Source organism: Dawidia soli, from assembly GCF_018598185.1.
Taxonomy (GTDB): Bacteria; Bacteroidota; Bacteroidia; order Cytophagales; family Cyclobacteriaceae; genus Ohtaekwangia; species Ohtaekwangia soli.
Genome location: NZ_JAHESC010000042.1, coordinates 26,242 through 40,931, shown reverse-complemented (window position 1 = coordinate 40,931; position 14,690 = coordinate 26,242). Strand labels below are relative to the sequence as shown.

At 55.0% G+C, this 14,690-nt stretch carries 16 protein-coding genes; 11 read left to right on the top strand and 5 right to left on the bottom strand.

All coding sequences use genetic code 11. The annotated features are described in order from the left end of the window. Nucleotides 1–15 precede the first annotated feature (15 nt). The 5 genes from KK078_RS23295 (at nt 16) to paaA (ending at nt 4,259) form a co-directional block, all read left to right on the top strand. Entirely contained in the window at nt 16–603 is a 588-nt protein-coding gene (locus KK078_RS23295; protein ID WP_254092729.1) for an RNA polymerase sigma factor, read from the top strand. After that, complete coding sequence (locus KK078_RS23290; RefSeq protein WP_254092728.1) at nt 587–1,378, top strand: hypothetical protein; 792 nt, start codon at nt 587–589, stop codon at nt 1,376–1,378. Before KK078_RS23295 ends, KK078_RS23290 begins: the two co-directional genes overlap by 17 nt. Nucleotides 1,379–1,385: 7 nt before the next feature. After that, nucleotides 1,386–2,438, top strand: coding sequence for a hypothetical protein (locus KK078_RS23285; RefSeq protein ID WP_254092727.1), 1,053 nt, complete (start codon nt 1,386–1,388; stop codon nt 2,436–2,438). Nucleotides 2,439–2,613: 175 nt separating this feature from the next. Then, on the top strand, nt 2,614–3,204 hold the full coding sequence (locus tag KK078_RS23280; protein ID WP_254092726.1) for a TetR/AcrR family transcriptional regulator: 591 nt from the start codon (nt 2,614–2,616) through the stop codon (nt 3,202–3,204). Nucleotides 3,205–3,272: 68 nt separating this feature from the next. Beyond that, entirely contained in the window at nt 3,273–4,259 is a 987-nt protein-coding gene (gene paaA, locus KK078_RS23275) for a 1,2-phenylacetyl-CoA epoxidase subunit PaaA (RefSeq protein ID WP_254092725.1), read from the top strand. Nucleotides 4,260–4,263: 4 nt separating this feature from the next. On the opposite strand, the gene KK078_RS23270 is transcribed toward paaA, so the two are convergent. Continuing rightward, on the bottom strand, nt 4,264–4,509 hold the full coding sequence (locus KK078_RS23270) for a hypothetical protein (RefSeq protein WP_254092724.1): 246 nt from the start codon (nt 4,507–4,509) through the stop codon (nt 4,264–4,266). A gap of 53 nt (nt 4,510–4,562) precedes the next feature. Here KK078_RS23270 and KK078_RS23265 point away from each other — a divergent pair, with 53 nt between their 5' ends. Further along, nucleotides 4,563–5,162: a phenylacetic acid degradation b gene (locus KK078_RS23265; protein ID WP_254092723.1), complete on the top strand. Its 600-nt coding sequence runs from the start codon at nt 4,563–4,565 to the stop codon at nt 5,160–5,162. A gap of 15 nt (nt 5,163–5,177) precedes the next feature. Continuing rightward, nucleotides 5,178–5,927 (top strand): 1,2-phenylacetyl-CoA epoxidase subunit PaaC, encoded by a 750-nt coding sequence (paaC, locus tag KK078_RS23260; protein WP_262898776.1) that lies wholly within the window; start codon nt 5,178–5,180, stop codon nt 5,925–5,927. A gap of 3 nt (nt 5,928–5,930) precedes the next feature. Here paaC and KK078_RS23255 read toward each other — a convergent pair whose 3' ends face one another. After that, nucleotides 5,931–6,911 (bottom strand): helix-turn-helix transcriptional regulator, encoded by a 981-nt coding sequence (locus tag KK078_RS23255; RefSeq protein ID WP_254092722.1) that lies wholly within the window; start codon nt 6,909–6,911, stop codon nt 5,931–5,933. Nucleotides 6,912–7,127: 216 nt separating this feature from the next. Between KK078_RS23255 and KK078_RS23250 the strand changes: the two genes are divergently transcribed. The 4 genes from KK078_RS23250 (at nt 7,128) to KK078_RS23235 (ending at nt 10,531) form a co-directional block, all read left to right on the top strand. After that, nucleotides 7,128–8,006: a c-type cytochrome gene (locus KK078_RS23250; protein ID WP_254092721.1), complete on the top strand. Its 879-nt coding sequence runs from the start codon at nt 7,128–7,130 to the stop codon at nt 8,004–8,006. Between the two features lie 161 nt (nt 8,007–8,167). Further along, a complete protein-coding gene (locus tag KK078_RS23245; RefSeq protein ID WP_254092720.1) occupies nt 8,168–8,662 on the top strand; it encodes an RNA polymerase sigma factor in 495 nt (164 codons plus the stop codon). A 2-nt stretch (nt 8,663–8,664) separates the two neighbouring features. Beyond that, complete coding sequence (locus tag KK078_RS23240; protein ID WP_254092719.1) at nt 8,665–9,282, top strand: hypothetical protein; 618 nt, start codon at nt 8,665–8,667, stop codon at nt 9,280–9,282. 64 nt (nt 9,283–9,346) lie between these two features. Continuing rightward, the gene (locus KK078_RS23235; protein ID WP_254092718.1) at nt 9,347–10,531 is read left to right on the top strand and encodes a hypothetical protein; all 1,185 of its coding nucleotides are present in this window, start codon (nt 9,347–9,349) and stop codon (nt 10,529–10,531) included. A gap of 136 nt (nt 10,532–10,667) precedes the next feature. Here KK078_RS23235 and KK078_RS23230 read toward each other — a convergent pair whose 3' ends face one another. Genes KK078_RS23230 through KK078_RS23220 form a run of 3 tightly spaced genes read right to left on the bottom strand, consistent with a single transcriptional unit; the run spans nt 10,668 to nt 14,667 of the window. Continuing rightward, nucleotides 10,668–13,607: a tetratricopeptide repeat protein gene (locus KK078_RS23230; RefSeq protein WP_254092717.1), complete on the bottom strand. Its 2,940-nt coding sequence runs from the start codon at nt 13,605–13,607 to the stop codon at nt 10,668–10,670. 9 nt (nt 13,608–13,616) lie between these two features. Continuing rightward, nucleotides 13,617–13,904, bottom strand: coding sequence for an Asp-tRNA(Asn)/Glu-tRNA(Gln) amidotransferase subunit GatC (gene gatC, locus KK078_RS23225; protein WP_254092716.1), 288 nt, complete (start codon nt 13,902–13,904; stop codon nt 13,617–13,619). Further along, nucleotides 13,876–14,667: a lysophospholipid acyltransferase family protein gene (locus KK078_RS23220; RefSeq protein ID WP_254092715.1), complete on the bottom strand. Its 792-nt coding sequence runs from the start codon at nt 14,665–14,667 to the stop codon at nt 13,876–13,878. Before KK078_RS23220 ends, gatC begins: the two co-directional genes overlap by 29 nt. Nucleotides 14,668–14,690 lie beyond the last annotated feature (23 nt).

Below are 14,690 nucleotides of genomic sequence, written 5' to 3'. Positions count from 1 at the left end.
GTTGTGTACCACTAAATGGAACTCAAGATCTACCGCGCAAAAGAAGATGAGCTTATCCGGGGGTGTTTAAGGCGTGACGCAAGCGCACAGAAACACCTGTATGAAACCTTTGCGCCGAAAATGTACGCGCTCAGTTACCGGTACGTCAAGGACCCGATGGAGGCCGAAGACGTACTGGTAACGGCGTTTATGAAGGTTTTTGACAAGATCGGGCAATTCAAGCAGGAAGGCAGTTTCGAGGGATGGATCCGCCGCATCGTGGTGAACGAAGCCCTTACACACCTGCGCCGCAACCGGTCCATGTACCTGGAAACCGACCTGGAATACGCCTCCCACGAACCCGACTATCATCATCTGTCGGATCACCTCGAAGCCGAAGACCTGCAAAACCTCATCCATGAGCTGCCCACCGGGTACCGCATCGTATTCAACCTGTATGCGGTGGATGGATATTCACATAAAGAGATTGCCGAGCAGCTCGGCATTACCGAGAACACCTCGAAGTCACAATTAAGCCGCGCACGGGTATACCTGCAAAAGAGATTGACGGAGCACGCGTGGCCGTCTGACCAAAAAGCCAGCAATCATGAATCAACAACCTGACAAATTATTTCGCGATAAGCTGTCCGGTCTTTCACGGCCGGTACCCCCGGCTGCCTGGGACCGCATCAGCCAGGGACTCCAGCCGCCGGTACGCCGGACATTCACCTGGAAGATCGCCGCGTCCATCCTCCTGCCCCTGGCGGCGGGTGCTGCCATCTATTTATACTGGCATCGCGATACTGCCACCGGCCCCGTAGCCGACCAGGGCAATACCCCGGCCACAACACCGTACATACAAACGCCGGCACCGGCAAAGGTCGATACCGCGGCCACCGAAAAAACAGCACCGGTGGTCGTACCCATCCCGGCAACGTCGCCGGAACAACGTGATACCTATACGGCAAACAACGTCGCGCCGAAGCACACAGGAAAAACGGCGACGCAACCGGCGCGCGTTACCCTTACGCCCGCTCCGGTGTCTGCCACCGTCACACCGGCGCACACAGAAGCGCCGTTGGTAGCCGATGCCCACACCCCGGCATCGACCGGTGCCCCTGCGCCGGTTACGGTCACGACGCAGACCACTGCGCCTGCCCTTGTACACGAGCGTAGTATGACATTGGTATTTAACGCAAGTGAAACAGAAGCATACCTCGATAAAAATAGTTTAGGCGAAGCAACCGAAGACGGCAAAGACGCATCTACGTTTAAAAAGCTGCTGCAGAAAGCACGCGACCTGAAGACCAACCAGGACCCGATCGGCGATCTGCGGCTGAAAAAGAATGAGATTCTGGCGCTGAATTTCAAGAATGATAAACGTGGACAAAACAAGTAACGAGTGTATGAAAACAACAGCCGTATGTATACTGGCGTGTATACTCTCTGCAGTAGCACAGGCCCAGGCCCCCGAACAAAAGAACGACACCATTATCGTTGAGCTTGCCAGGACGAGCCGCGTGATCTTCACCATCCGCGACCGCAGCGACATCCAGCAGCTGAAGCACTATAACTTCAACCAGCTCTTTCACGATGTGCTCACCAAGCTCGAAGCCAACGACACGTCCGCGCTGGTGCGCAACGACACGGCGCATTCGACCGACAGCGAAGAAGTATACTGGACGCGCAAAGGCGACAGCCGCTACGACGAGAACGGCAACCCGCGCGAAGGCGGCACCTACAGCGACGGTGGCTCTTATAGCGACGGCGAGCACGAACACGTCGACATTCACATCGATGTGCACGGCCGCCGCTGGGGTCGCACCTGGCAGTCGACAAACTTTGACGTGGGCATCAACAACTATATGTCTGACGGCAGCTTCTCCGACGCCAGCAACGAAAAGTATGCGGTACGTCCCTGGGGCTCGTGGTATGTGGGGGTTTGGTCCACCCAGCGCTCGCGCGTGGGCCGCAACTTCTTCCTCGAGTGGGCCCTCGGCCTGAGCTGGTATAATTTCAAGTTCCAGGACGACGACGTGCTCATTACGGAAACCGATGACGGCGTAACGTTTACCGCGGCAGATATACCCGATGCCACCTACAAGAAGAGTAAACTATCCGCCTCGTATATCATGGCATCGTTCATTCCGATGATCGACCTCGACGACAACGACCAGCGTACGCGCGTGTGGGAGGGTGGCAGCGCCTTTCGCATCGGCATCGGCCCCTATATCGGTTACCGCATCGGCAGCCACTCCAAGCTGGTGTACTCGGTAGACGGCGATCGCGAGAAAGACAAAGAGCGCAATAACTTTTACCTCAACAACCTGCGCTATGGCGCCCGGTTACAGATCGGCTTTCACTCGACAGACCTGTTCTTCAACTACGACATCAACAAGCTCTTTACCGATGGCAAGGGCCCCGACCTGAATGCGTTCAGCTTCGGTGTGATCTTCTGAGGTTCCCTATATGCATACGTGTACAACGCCCCGGCCTTACACCCAGTGCCGGGGCGTTGCATTTTTAACTAACAGTCGTTACCTGCACCCCTCTATTTTTTTCCGGTTGTTTCCTTCTGTGCAACCATTCAAATCCCTACTTTTAAGAACTGATATTGTATATCTTTGACATGACATGAGTGACGCCACGACAAACTTATCCAGGAAAGAGCAAGTGATCCGGAAAGCCGCCGAGCTTTTCAAAGATAAAGGCTATGCCGCAGCCTCGATGCGTGACCTCGCGCAACTGCTGGGCATTGAAGCGGCCAGCCTCTACTCACACATCAAATCAAAGGAAGAGATCCTGCGCAGCCTGTGTTTCGACATGGCCGCCGAGTTCAGGAAATCATTGGACGACGTTGAAAAGCAAAAGGCACCCGCCAGCGAAAAGCTTCGCAACGGCATTATCGGTCACATCCAGGTAATGGCAAAAGACCTGACGGCCTCGGCTGTCTTTATGAACGAGCACCGCCACCTCAGCCAGCCGTACCTGCGCGACTTCCTGCTGATGCGTATCAATTACATTAATCGCTTCAAGAGCATTATCGAAGAAGGTGTGCAACAGGGCGAATTCAAAGACTCCATCGACAAGAAGCTGGCGGTGATGACACTGTTCTCATCGTTGAACTGGATGCCCATGTGGTACGATCCGGGATCAGCCATCGACCCTTCGCAACTCGGCTACCAACTGGCCGATATGCTCATCAACGGCCTCAAAAAGAACTAGCCCGCTTTCACTAACAACTGTTTGCCGCAATCGTTTTAAAGTTGTAAATAGTAAGAAATTACAGCTTTATGTACGGAGGAGGAACCACTTTTGATGGCGCCGGTGCCGACACGGTGGCGTCGGAGGATCCCGGGCGGCTGCAGGCATTCGAGGCTCGTATCGCCCTGGGGGAAAAGATTGAACCTACAGACTGGATGCCCGCCCTGTACCGGCGGCAGCTGATCCGCATGATCGAACAGCATGCGCACAGCGAGATCATCGGCGCCCTTCCGGAAGGCACCTGGATCACCCGTGCACCCGGCTTTAAGCGCAAGCTGTCGCTTATGGCCAAGGTGCAGGACGAGGTAGGCCATGCCCAGCTGCTGTACAGCGCCGCCGAAACACTCGGCAAGACCCGCGAGGAAATGATCACCGACCTGATCAGCGGCAAATCCAAATACTCCAACATCTTTAACTACCCGGCCTACACCTGGGCGGACGCCTGCTTTATTTCGTGGCTGGTCGATGCCGGCGCCATCGTAAACCAGCTGGCCAACGCCAAGGGGAGCTATGGCCCCTACTGCCGCGCGCTGGAGCGCATCTGTGCCGAAGAGTCCTTCCACTTAAAATATGGTCACCATTGTGTCATTTACCTGGCCGCCGGCACGCCGCAACAGCGCGCCATGTTCCAGGAGGCCCTGAACCGCTGGTGGCAGCCCATGATGCACTTCTTCGGTCCGGCCGATAAGCTTTCCGATCATACGCGCATCCTCATGAAGTGGAAAGTGAAGATGGCCACCAACGACGCCATGCGCAACCAGTTCCTGGACATGTATGTGCCCAAGATCCTCGAGCTCGGATTTACCATACCCGATCCCAAGCTGGCCAAGAATCCCGGGACGGGCGTATGGAACTATACCGAACCCGACTGGGAAGAGTTTAAGCGTGTGATCCAGGGCGACGGCCCCTGCAACCGCGAGCGACTGGAGGTCCGACGAATTGCCGAAGCACGCGGCCGCTGGGTGCGCGAAGCACTGCGCTCACCGCGCGCGGTATATAGTATGCCGTTGGCGTAGCGTGTCAATTTCGCCGGAAGAGAAGGAATGTGTCGCTGATGAGGAGGATCTCTTTCCACACCGCCATCAGGGCATCATAAGGAGAATTATAGCAGCTCTTGAGGTATATCAGGGCACTACTATCTTCGGGCAGCTCGTTGTTGAACCACTTCAGGATGTCGTCGGCCAGCAACAGCAATTCATTAGAATGATATTTCGGATAATACCGATACATCATATCCAACGCCCAAAGAAAGTCCAGGTATTTCATAGCTGTGTTACACAAACACGTAATCAAGTTACTGAAAGTTTCAGAAAAGCGCCATGAAATCAGACCCGATAAAATCACTGGACCCACGCGTCGGCCGGCTTCCCCAAACCGACAATCCGACCAAGCCACCGTTGGATCAATTCAGTACGTTTGAAGTCTTTGTACAACCGGCGCCGGGTAAACCATTCCGCCACGAAGGCCCCGTTCATGCGCCCGGTCTGGAAATGGCGTACGTGCTCGCCAAAGAAGCTTTTACACGCCGCTTTACATGTTCTTCCCTGTTTGTTGCAGACACCCACGACGTACATGTCTTCGCGCCCGACGAGCAATCGCCCCCCATGCATGACATGGCCGACAAAGCAGCGACGTTCACCACCTTCGAGATCTTCCAACTGCCCAGGCGCGGCAAGCAAGCCGTGCAAACAGGGGCGATCGAAGCCACCTCACCGCAGGAAGCACTTGCCCTGGCGCACCGGCAATGTACGACAACACCTATGCCGTATGCCTTCTGGGCGATGGATCGTCGTGCCATCCGGTTTACATCACCGGAAGAGCAGGACTTCTGGCAAACCCTGCCCGACAAAAAATTCCGCGACGCCGCTGCCTATAAAGGTGGTGAGAAGCTCCAGCGTTTTCTCGACACCCCGCGCTAACCAACCCGTATCTCCATGACCGCCCTGCAAGAGCTTTTATACAAGATCGCCGACGATCAACTCATCATCGGCCATCGCAATTCCGAATGGACCGGGTTCGGCCCGCTGCTGGAAGAAGACATCGCCTTCTCTTCGATGGCCCAGGACAAAGTGGGCCAGAGCTATGCGCTGTATCAAATGCTGAACTCCCTGGGTGAACCCCCACCGGATACCGTCGCGTTCATGCGCGAGGCTTCGCTGTTTCGCAACTGCCAGCTGGTCGAGCTGCCGAACGGTGAATACGACTTCAGCCTGATCCGTCACTTCCTGTTTGATACCGCGGAGGCGCTGCGCTTCGAGATGCTGACGCAGTCATCGCATATACCGCTGGCGGAACTGTCCAAAAAGATCCGCGGCGAGCTGCGCTACCATACGCTGCATGCCAATACGTGGATCCGCCAGCTGGGCTCGGCGACCGAAGAAAGCATTACGCGGCTGCAACATTCGCTGGAATATGCCTTACCCTATGCGTTGGGTATATTCGAGCCGTCGCCGTATGAAGACGAGCTCATCGATGCACGCATCTTTGCCGGCGAGCAGGCGCTGTATCTGCGGTGGCAGGAAGTCGTGGAAGAAGTACTGCGCCCCACGCAGCTGTCGCTTCCCGCCTGGGGCAGCCTGACGCCACGCCTCGGCGGCCGGCAAGGCCGCCACACCGAGCACCTGGCACACTTGCTGGAAGAGATGTCGGAAGTGTTCCGCATCGATCCCGCGGCAGAGTGGTAAGCCTTAGCCCAGGCTCGTGGGCTTTACGCCGAAGGTACGCTTGAACGCGGTGGAAAAGTGATTGGCATTTTTATACCCCACAAGGTTCGCCACCTGGTGTACATACATTTTCTGATCGGCCAGCAAATACCGCGCATGCTCCATGCGGCGCCTGTGGATATGATCAAAGACTGTTGTCTGAAATAGCTCTTTAAAACCTTTCTTCAGCTTGAACTCATTCAGTCCAAAGGTACGCGAGAGAGAGCGCAGCGACAGGTCGCTGGCAAAGTGTATATCGAGGTAGTCTCGCAAGGCATGGAACGTATCGCGGTCCGCGGGACGCAAGACCGGTGTGCGCGGTGTAGTGTGGGGTGTAACGCTGTTGGCAAACTGTGTCAGCTGCAACGCCACCAGCTCCAGGATCTTTGCTTCGGTCATCAATTTTCCGAGCGTGCCGCGCAGCGGGTTGTTACAGAGCTGCTGGATCACCTGCGCCATTTCCAGTTTTAACTCGGCATCGCCCTGCAGCACCTGTTCTTTATTCAACAGCCGTTCTTTCAGTTGAGCCATCCAGCGCTCCTGGTCGCAAAGCAAACCGGTATAATAATCACAGTCTATTGAAAGGTGCAGTACGTTCACCATGCCGGGGATGGTCAATGTATAGGCCGGCTCGCAGGAATGCACCGCGTGGTGGCGACGTGTTTGCAGGCCCGCAGACAGACCGCTGCCCGGCAGGTGCAGGGCAATGTTGCCGTCCAGCGCGGCACAGATGTTCAGGCTGTGCAGCATGTGCTCGTCTACAAACTGAAACCGTACCGTGTCTGTCAGCTCCGCTTTGATGTTGGCCAGACGATAGTGGTCGCCCACAAGCAGGCGCTCCTCCCAGCGGCCCCAGGTCTGGTCGCTTGCCACGCGGCGGGTAAAGCCAAATTCATCGGTCTCCGGCGCCGTGCGCAGGCAGGAGAGTACATCGTTGTAGGACAAGGTCTGTTGTGCGGTGATCATGGGTCGGTTAGATGCTCCGTATAACGGAGCATCCGCCGCAAGGTTGGGTGAACTGCATCATTATGTAGGAGTGTTAAAAACCTGTATAACAACGCCGTAAATGCATTTTAATACGGATATTCCGTTTCGCGGAGGGTTCGCTCCCGCTGTCGTACAACTGCAAGGCCCCCTCGCCGTATATCTTGCAACCCATTTTTAAAAACACTTACAGACATTATGTTTCGCAAGATTATTAAGATCGCCGGCATGATCCTCGGCATCGTCGTTGTTGTCATCGCAGGTTATTTAACAAAGGCCTATATCAGCGTAAACGGTCGCCGCAATACAAACTACGCCGTCGACGTGCAGCAGGTACCGATCTCGTCCGACTCGGCCATTCTCGCCTTGGGCGGCCGGTTGGCCAAAGCCAAAGGTTGTACCGAGTGCCACGGCGCCGACCTGGGCGGCAAAGTATTTGTTGACGACCCGGCCCTGGGCCACCTCATCGCATCGAACCTGACAAAGGGCAAAGGCGGCCTGCCCGCCGATTATTCTACTACGGACTGGGTACGCGCCCTGAAGCACGCCGTCAACCGCCAGGGCAAACCGCTGCTCTTTATGCCTTCACACGAATTTACGTTCCTGACCGAACAGGATATGGGCGCCATCATTTCCTACTGCGCGCAATTGGCGCCGGTAGACCGCGGGTTTCCCGAAGGCAACAGCCTCGGGCCGATCGGCTACGTGCTGACCGACCTGGGCCAGCTACCCCTGCTGCCGGCGGAGATGATCGACCACCAACGCCCGCTGGTAAAAGAAGTAAAGGCCGAAATTTCGGTGGCGTATGGCAAATACCTGTCTACGTCCTGCCAGGGCTGCCATCGTGAAAATATGAAGGGTGGCGAGCCCCTTGCCCCGGGCTTCCCACCGGTAATGGATATCTCTTCGAGCGGCCGGCCGGGTAAGTGGAGTGACGAGCAGTTTATCGCCACACTGCGTACTGGCAAGACGCCCGAAGGCCACACCCTGAAGCCGGACGAAATGCCCTGGACCATGGCCAAGGAGTTTACCGACCTCGAGCTGAAGGCCCTGCACCTGTACCTCAACAGCCTGTAACCGGCTTTTTATACACAAGACCCCGACTGAGTAGACCGCGTGATCTGACGTGTTTTTTACAGCGGTTTGAACCTGCTCCCCAGGGCCTCTACGCCTGGCCCCGGAGCGGGTTCTTTTTTTTGCCAACCGGTGTGTTATCTTTACCCAACGACCGAACACCCTTGGCAAGCGACGACGAAAAAAAATTCATTGATCTGATCAACCAGCACCAGGGACTCATCCATAAGATCTGTTTTATGTATGAGCACGACCCCGAGGTTCGGAATGATCTGTTCCAGGAAGTCGTGTTGCAACTGTGGCGGTCGTTCCCGTCGTTCCGCGGCGAAGCCAAGATCACCACCTGGATGTATCGCATCGCGCTGAACACGGCCATCTCCGGCTTCCGCAAGCAAACACGTCTGCCACGCACCGAGACCATGCAGGAGGTACACATGAACATTTCGGATGGCTGGGCGGCCGACGACCGCGAAGAAGACTTTCAAAAGTTGCAGTGGGCCATCCGGCAGCTCTCGGAGATCGAGCGCGCCATGATCATGATGGCGCTGGAAGAAATACCCTACGATGAGATCGCAGAAACCATCGGCATCACCCAAAACAACGTGCGGGTCCGCATGAACCGCATCCGCGAAAAGCTCCGAAAACTTATGCTCCCGTAATCATGGAAGAACTGGATGAACTAAAAAGTATATGGCGCCAGAACGACGCTGCCTTCCAACCGAAGGACGAAGCGGAGATCGCGCGCATGCTCAGAGGCAACAGTCGCTCCATTGTCGACAAGCTGAAACGCAACGTGTGGTTCGAGCTAATCATCACCCTGATCACGGGCATTGTCTTGTTGTCGTATGCGCTCACGCTGTCCAGCGGCGCGCTGAAATGGACGTCGGTTTCGATCCTGGGTGTCTTTGTGGTATACACCATCTACTACATCAAAAAGATCACGATCCTGAACCGTTTCAACCCGGCCACCGAAAACCTGCGCGAAACACTCGAACGTCTGATCGACAACCTGTCGAGCTACCTGAAAGTATATAAAAGCAGCTATACCATTTTATACCCCATCTACTTTGGCCTGGGCCTGCTGTTTGGCGCGCTGGAGCGCGGCATGGATCGGTTCATTGAATTACTGATACAACCCCGCACGCTGGTATACCTGGCCGTCCTGGCGGGCGTCTTTTTCTTTTGCAGCACGTGGCTGGCCAACTGGTATCTCAAAAAGCTCTACGGCAACCACCTTGAAAAATTGAAGAGCCTGCTAAACGATTTGCAGGAGAAATAATCGGATACTTCCCTCCTGCCCTTACCGGATCGCAGGCCAATATGTGCCCGAACGGGCTCCTCCCTTGATCGCTGAAAGCGTAGATCCGCGCAATAGCCATGATCGCGCTCTGAAAAAAGCTACCTTTAACATGACCGTTACCAAAAATGCTCCGGAATCGGTAATACATATATCGCCAAAAATATCTAATTTAAAATTCCATTACCGGACATCGATTTACCAATCTGCAACGAACGTTGTGAGTGATCATATGCAAACAAAAAAGTGGCTCTTGACAAACCTGCCGTGGCTATTCTTTGCCTTGGGAATAATCATGTTACTGAGTGGTTATCTGATTGAATCATATTACCCCAGAGAGCTGATCCTGATCAACGGAGAACCCGCGCCTCTGCATTATCCTTTTTCCGACCGGGTGGTAAGGATCATCGGCAGCGTTTTGCAAAGTGGCGGCTCGGCAATCTTAGGTGCCGGCATTTTTGCTGCGGTCCTGAAATCATTCCAATTCACAGGTCTCTTCCAGGAAGAATTGGGGAAAGTAATTTTCAGCGATGAATATTTGGGAAAGCAGGATCCGGGGTACCTGTCGAGGCAGTGGGAGCGATTGATGCATGCTCTTCATACGAAAAATTTTCCAGCCATTAAAGATAAGATCACTAAAGCGATCCTGGATACGATCCTCCATCCGGGAGAGGAATACTATTTTGAATCTTTTAAATTCTATTTCGATAATGTTAAGCTCGAAAAAGAAAACGGGATCGAGTACTTATCCTATAATTTGACAACAAGCGCTAAGATCATCCCGGTGGACACCAAGGGGACGTTCTCGTTCATCAACAAGTTTTACGCCGTTTTAGATGCCAATTCATATAGAAAAGTGACATCCTTTATAATCGATGGGAAAGAGATCGATCCGGGCCTGTATAACAATGCGAATGCGGACGGAAAGAATTATACAGAGTACGCCATTGAATTGAACGGCGGGACAAGACACAGTTTCCTAAAGAAGGAGGAGAGAAAGTTCAACTTTAATTTACCAACGAATGAGCAGCACCTGTTTGAGCTCTCGCGTATGGCAAACGGACTGTATCTCGATTTCCGCTATGACGAGAAAATACTGAACGCTTCGTTTATCAGTAAAACTATTGGAGAGTTTAATCCGTTAAAGAATGGAGAAGGTTGCTTCGTAAGGGAGTACGACGGGGTGGCTTTCAAAAGTCATGGATTTTGTGTAGTTTTATCTAAAAGATAAAGAAATGAAGGTTAAAGAAATCATATAAAATCACCTGGCAACTTGCGCCAGAAATAAAGGCGGGTCTGAGCCCGCCTTTTTTCATTTACAAAACCCTGATTTACTGAATCTTACAAATTCTCATGCCTTTAAAGCCTCAAGGCCGTACCGCACGCATTCGCTCTTCCGCGCTGACAGCATACTCATCAAGCGCCTGCCGCCGCGCCTCCTCGGCATACGCTTTCAACAACCGGTACGAGTTGGCATTCACCTGGATCGCCTCGGATAAAATATGATAAGGCCGCGTGTCTTTCGGATGATGGCGACGGTAAAAATCAGCGGCCGCCAGAATGCCCTCCTCATAGTACGGATTATACCGGGCCAGCACCGCATAGTGCTGCCTGGCCTTCGTGGTATCGCCACTTGATTCGCTTAGCAATGCCGTGTATAACATTTTCTCCAGCGGGCGACGGTAGCCAAACGTAACGCCTTTGTTGATCTGACCGGCCAGGGCGCGCAACTCGCGGCGGGCCGCGAGCATGCGAAGCTCAAAATGCTGCACGTCGTCGTATAACAGGGCATCGGTCAGCTCCAGCCCCGCAATGCGTTGAAAGAGCTTGATCGCGGGAACGAATTGCTCCGCCTGGTAATAGCGGCGGCTTCTGTCTAACAGCGCCTGCGCTTTGTAGTTTGCATTCTCAAACGTATTGGCCAGCCGGTCGAAGAGAGCAGAGTCCGGCAGGTCCAACCGGTACCGGCAGAACTGGTACTTCTCGGCGTCGTTCAGCTCCAGGGCAAATTGTACGGGTAGTGCCAGGATCTTCTGGATGCTGGCGGCGATGGCCCGCTGGTTCTCGTCCGGGCCGGTTGACACCACGTACCACGCCGCCAGCGCTTCGGGGCTGTGAGCTTCGGTCAACGCAATGGCGTTATAGAACCTGGCGTCTTTGTAGTCGTAGGTATCGGCGTAGGTAAAATAGCTGGAAGCCCGCTCGGGGTCACCCTGCTCCAGCGCCCACAGGCCCATGATGTAATTGAACTTGCCCTGGTGCGCCTGGCTGAGGTATACCTGCTCGGCCAGCAGTTGCAAGGCACGCGCGATGTTACCCTGGTGATAATAGCCGTACGCCAGTGTAGCCTTTAGCGCTTCGCTGTACGCGGCATTGAGCGAGTCGGCGGCGATGCGATAGGCTTCGTTCAGGAACGTCGAGTCCAACGACCGCACATGGTATAGTATATAGTTGTTCAGCAGCGTGGCCGTCTGGAGGGTCAGCACCTTGTTGTCCAGCGGACGGATGTCCTGGCGCAGGGTGTCGCGGTAAAGCGAGGCCAGCGCCAGCGCATTGGCCAGCGTACCGGGCGCGCGGGCGCCAAAGGCCGTGAGCGTCGAGTCGGTCTTGAAGAAGGGTATGCGCTCGGCGGCAGTCAGCGCAAAGAAGTTGGTCTCGGCGGCGTCTCTTGATATGGCTTTATCTTTCGCGCGGCTGAGGTATACCAGCGACGAATCGATGTTATGCGTGGCCGTATACGCGCGGCCCAGGTTGTTTAAGATCGGGCCGGAGTTGGGCATCTGCCGCTGCGCCAGCCGCAACGACTCGATGGCGCCGAACGTATCGCCCTGCCACGACAGCAGGTTGGCCACGTTGGCCAGCGAGTACGCCGTGGGATTGACCAGGTTGGCGGCGTTGTATTCTTGTTGCGCGCCATCAAAATCCAGCTGCGCGGCCTTCATCGTGCCCAGCACATAATGAGCACGGTTGCTGTAGGGTGCGTAGTGGCTGGACTGCTCGTAGAACGATTGCGCATAGCGCTCGTCGCCGAGCTGCGCGTACAGGTCGCCCGTAGCGTTGTAAAAACCCGCCACGCCGTTGTATACATATACGTGCCAGTCGGACACAAAGACGAATCCGAGCATGGCGATGGTACCCGCCAGGCGGTAGGTAAAATACGGCATGCGGTTGGGATTGTACAGCACCTTGTACACCGGCATGCTCTGGGCCATCATCAGGATAAAATTCGAGAAGATATAGGTCACAAAGATGACCCCATAGGCCGTGTGGCTGAAGATGATGGCATCGCCCACGATCTCCAGCGCGGGGTCATTGGCATTGCCCAGCAGTTGCCCGACCGTAGCAAAGCAGATCGCGCCCAGGGCGAGATAGAAACAGGCACCGGCAGGCCGGAACGCGATTATACCGGCATAGATCGGCTCGCGGTGGCGGAAACCCCAGATCCCCAACACCGCCGACACCGTCAGCAGCAGGTACAGGTTGATGTATACAAAGCTCCAGTCGATCACCTCCAACCGGTACAAACATGTAATGACCAGGTTGGCAAAATAGATCAGGGCCAGGAGGCTGAAATGACGCAAGCTCCTGGAAGAGCCCTGGCTGGTGATCGCCAGGAAGCCCGCAAAGATCTCGTGGGCCACCAGGATAATAAACAATACCGACAGTACCAGCGCCGGCGCATAGGCCGTTACCGCCAGGTGATAAAGCGGTTGCTCCACCGCCGACAGCGCAACGACCAGGCCGCCGAGCAACGCCGTGATGCCGGCAAATACCAGCAACCGCAAGCCCAACGAGGTAGACGTGGCAAACCGTGCAAAGTAAAATGCCGGCAGGGTATAGAGCAGCAGCACGGCCATCGCAGGGATGCGGTTATACAGGCCCAGCAACCCCAGCACCTCCCAGCGCAACGTGACCAGTATCAATATAAAAACGCCCATGGCCACCAGGAACCAAAAACGCTCCATCGTACTGACGACAGTGATCAGCACGGTCAGGCTAAGGGCCAGCACGGCCAGGAAGAGATACGACGCCGCGGTGTTGGGCGTCAGCACGCTGCCATTGAAATAATCAAAAACGACATAGCTCTCGGCGGGCACCTGGAGCTGAAACGGGCCGAGACGAAAAATATGTACGTTGATCTCGACGACCTTTTGCTCCTGCACGTTGTCCCAGGTCACGACGCCGTCCAGGCCCCGGAAGTAGGAGAACCACAGGAAGCACAGGGATACGACAAAAAGCAAAGCAGTGCCATACCAGAAGCGGCGTTCGCCCTGGGGCCATAGTTTCCAGAAAAAGCGGGCTTGCATGCAGCGGGGTTATTCCAGCACCTTGGGTACGCGGAAGTAGTCGGAGTCTTTCTTGGGTGCGTTGCGCAGGGCACGCTCGTGGGAAAGGTGTTCTTTCACCTCGTCTTCGCGCAGCACGTTGATCTCGTGGCTCATGGTAGTGAGGGGCTCCACGCCCTCCGTATCGACCTCTTTCAGTTTTTCTACCCAGTCAACGATGGCGGTCATATCCTGCATCATCTTGGCCGCGTCTTTCTCGTCAAATTCGAGGCGGGCCAGGTGAGCGATCTTATCCAATAGTGCGCGGTCGATCTTCATAGTTGTGAACGTTTGTGTGCTGCAAAGCCACGGCCTTTCCCTGCAGCTGTTGTTGCAGCTCGGCGGCAATGACGGCAAATGTCTTTTCACGCAGAGTGCCGACATCCTCCAGGGTGAGGCCTTTGGTTTCGATCGGCTCGTGAAAGATCACGTGCAGCGGATGCCACCGCAGCAGGAATTGATCCGGCGGCAAAATTATCCAATTGTATGGAATCGTGACAGGCACGATGGGAATTTGTTTCTCGATGGCCACCCGGAAGGCGCCGTCCTTAAAACGCGCCAGCACGGGCTCTTTGAGCGTGATGATGCCCCCTTCCGGAAAGATCACCAGGCTTTTTCCTTCGTCTATCGCCTCCAGCGACCGTTTTACGGAGGTATACCGGCTGCGCATGTTCTGGCGGTCCACCGTGATGTGCAGCCGCTCGTACATGTAGCCGAACACAGGTATTTTACCAATGCCGCTTTTGCCCACAAAAATCGCGTTCAGGTGGTTGAGGCCCATGGCGGGAATGTCGATGTACGAAAAGTGGTTCGGACAAAAAACATACTGGCGCTTCGGGTCGAGCCGCCGCCGGTACACCACCCGGTAGGGCATGCCGATGAAGATGAACATGAGGCGCGCCCACCAACGGTTAACCACGCCCACCAGCCGGAAGGTGGCCGGAAAAACAATGGGGATCGCCAGCAACGGGCAAACAAGCGCGAACAGTACTGCAAATACTAGTACACCATATGCGGTATGTACCCACCGGACTACTTTCATACGTTGTTACGAAGATAACATTT

Excerpts from the sequence above, each read along its gene's own strand:
- KK078_RS23285 (WP_254092727.1), top strand. The coding sequence starts at position 1,386 with ATGAAAACAACAGCCGTATGTATACTGGCGTGTATACTCTCTGCAGTA.
- KK078_RS23240 (WP_254092719.1), top strand. The coding sequence starts at position 8,665 with ATGGAAGAACTGGATGAACTAAAAAGTATATGGCGCCAGAACGACGCT.
- KK078_RS23280 (WP_254092726.1), top strand. The coding sequence starts at position 2,614 with ATGAGTGACGCCACGACAAACTTATCCAGGAAAGAGCAAGTGATCCGG.
- paaC (WP_262898776.1), top strand. The coding sequence starts at position 5,178 with ATGACCGCCCTGCAAGAGCTTTTATACAAGATCGCCGACGATCAACTC.
- KK078_RS23290 (WP_254092728.1), top strand. The coding sequence starts at position 587 with ATGAATCAACAACCTGACAAATTATTTCGCGATAAGCTGTCCGGTCTT.
- KK078_RS23250 (WP_254092721.1), top strand. The coding sequence starts at position 7,128 with ATGTTTCGCAAGATTATTAAGATCGCCGGCATGATCCTCGGCATCGTC.
- KK078_RS23295 (WP_254092729.1), top strand. The coding sequence starts at position 16 with ATGGAACTCAAGATCTACCGCGCAAAAGAAGATGAGCTTATCCGGGGG.
- KK078_RS23265 (WP_254092723.1), top strand. The coding sequence starts at position 4,563 with ATGAAATCAGACCCGATAAAATCACTGGACCCACGCGTCGGCCGGCTT.
- KK078_RS23270 (WP_254092724.1), bottom strand. The coding sequence starts at position 4,509 with ATGAAATACCTGGACTTTCTTTGGGCGTTGGATATGATGTATCGGTAT.
- gatC (WP_254092716.1), bottom strand. The coding sequence starts at position 13,904 with ATGAAGATCGACCGCGCACTATTGGATAAGATCGCTCACCTGGCCCGC.
- KK078_RS23220 (WP_254092715.1), bottom strand. The coding sequence starts at position 14,667 with ATGAAAGTAGTCCGGTGGGTACATACCGCATATGGTGTACTAGTATTT.
- KK078_RS23255 (WP_254092722.1), bottom strand. The coding sequence starts at position 6,911 with ATGATCACCGCACAACAGACCTTGTCCTACAACGATGTACTCTCCTGC.
- paaA (WP_254092725.1), top strand. The coding sequence starts at position 3,273 with ATGTACGGAGGAGGAACCACTTTTGATGGCGCCGGTGCCGACACGGTG.
- KK078_RS23230 (WP_254092717.1), bottom strand. The coding sequence starts at position 13,607 with ATGCAAGCCCGCTTTTTCTGGAAACTATGGCCCCAGGGCGAACGCCGC.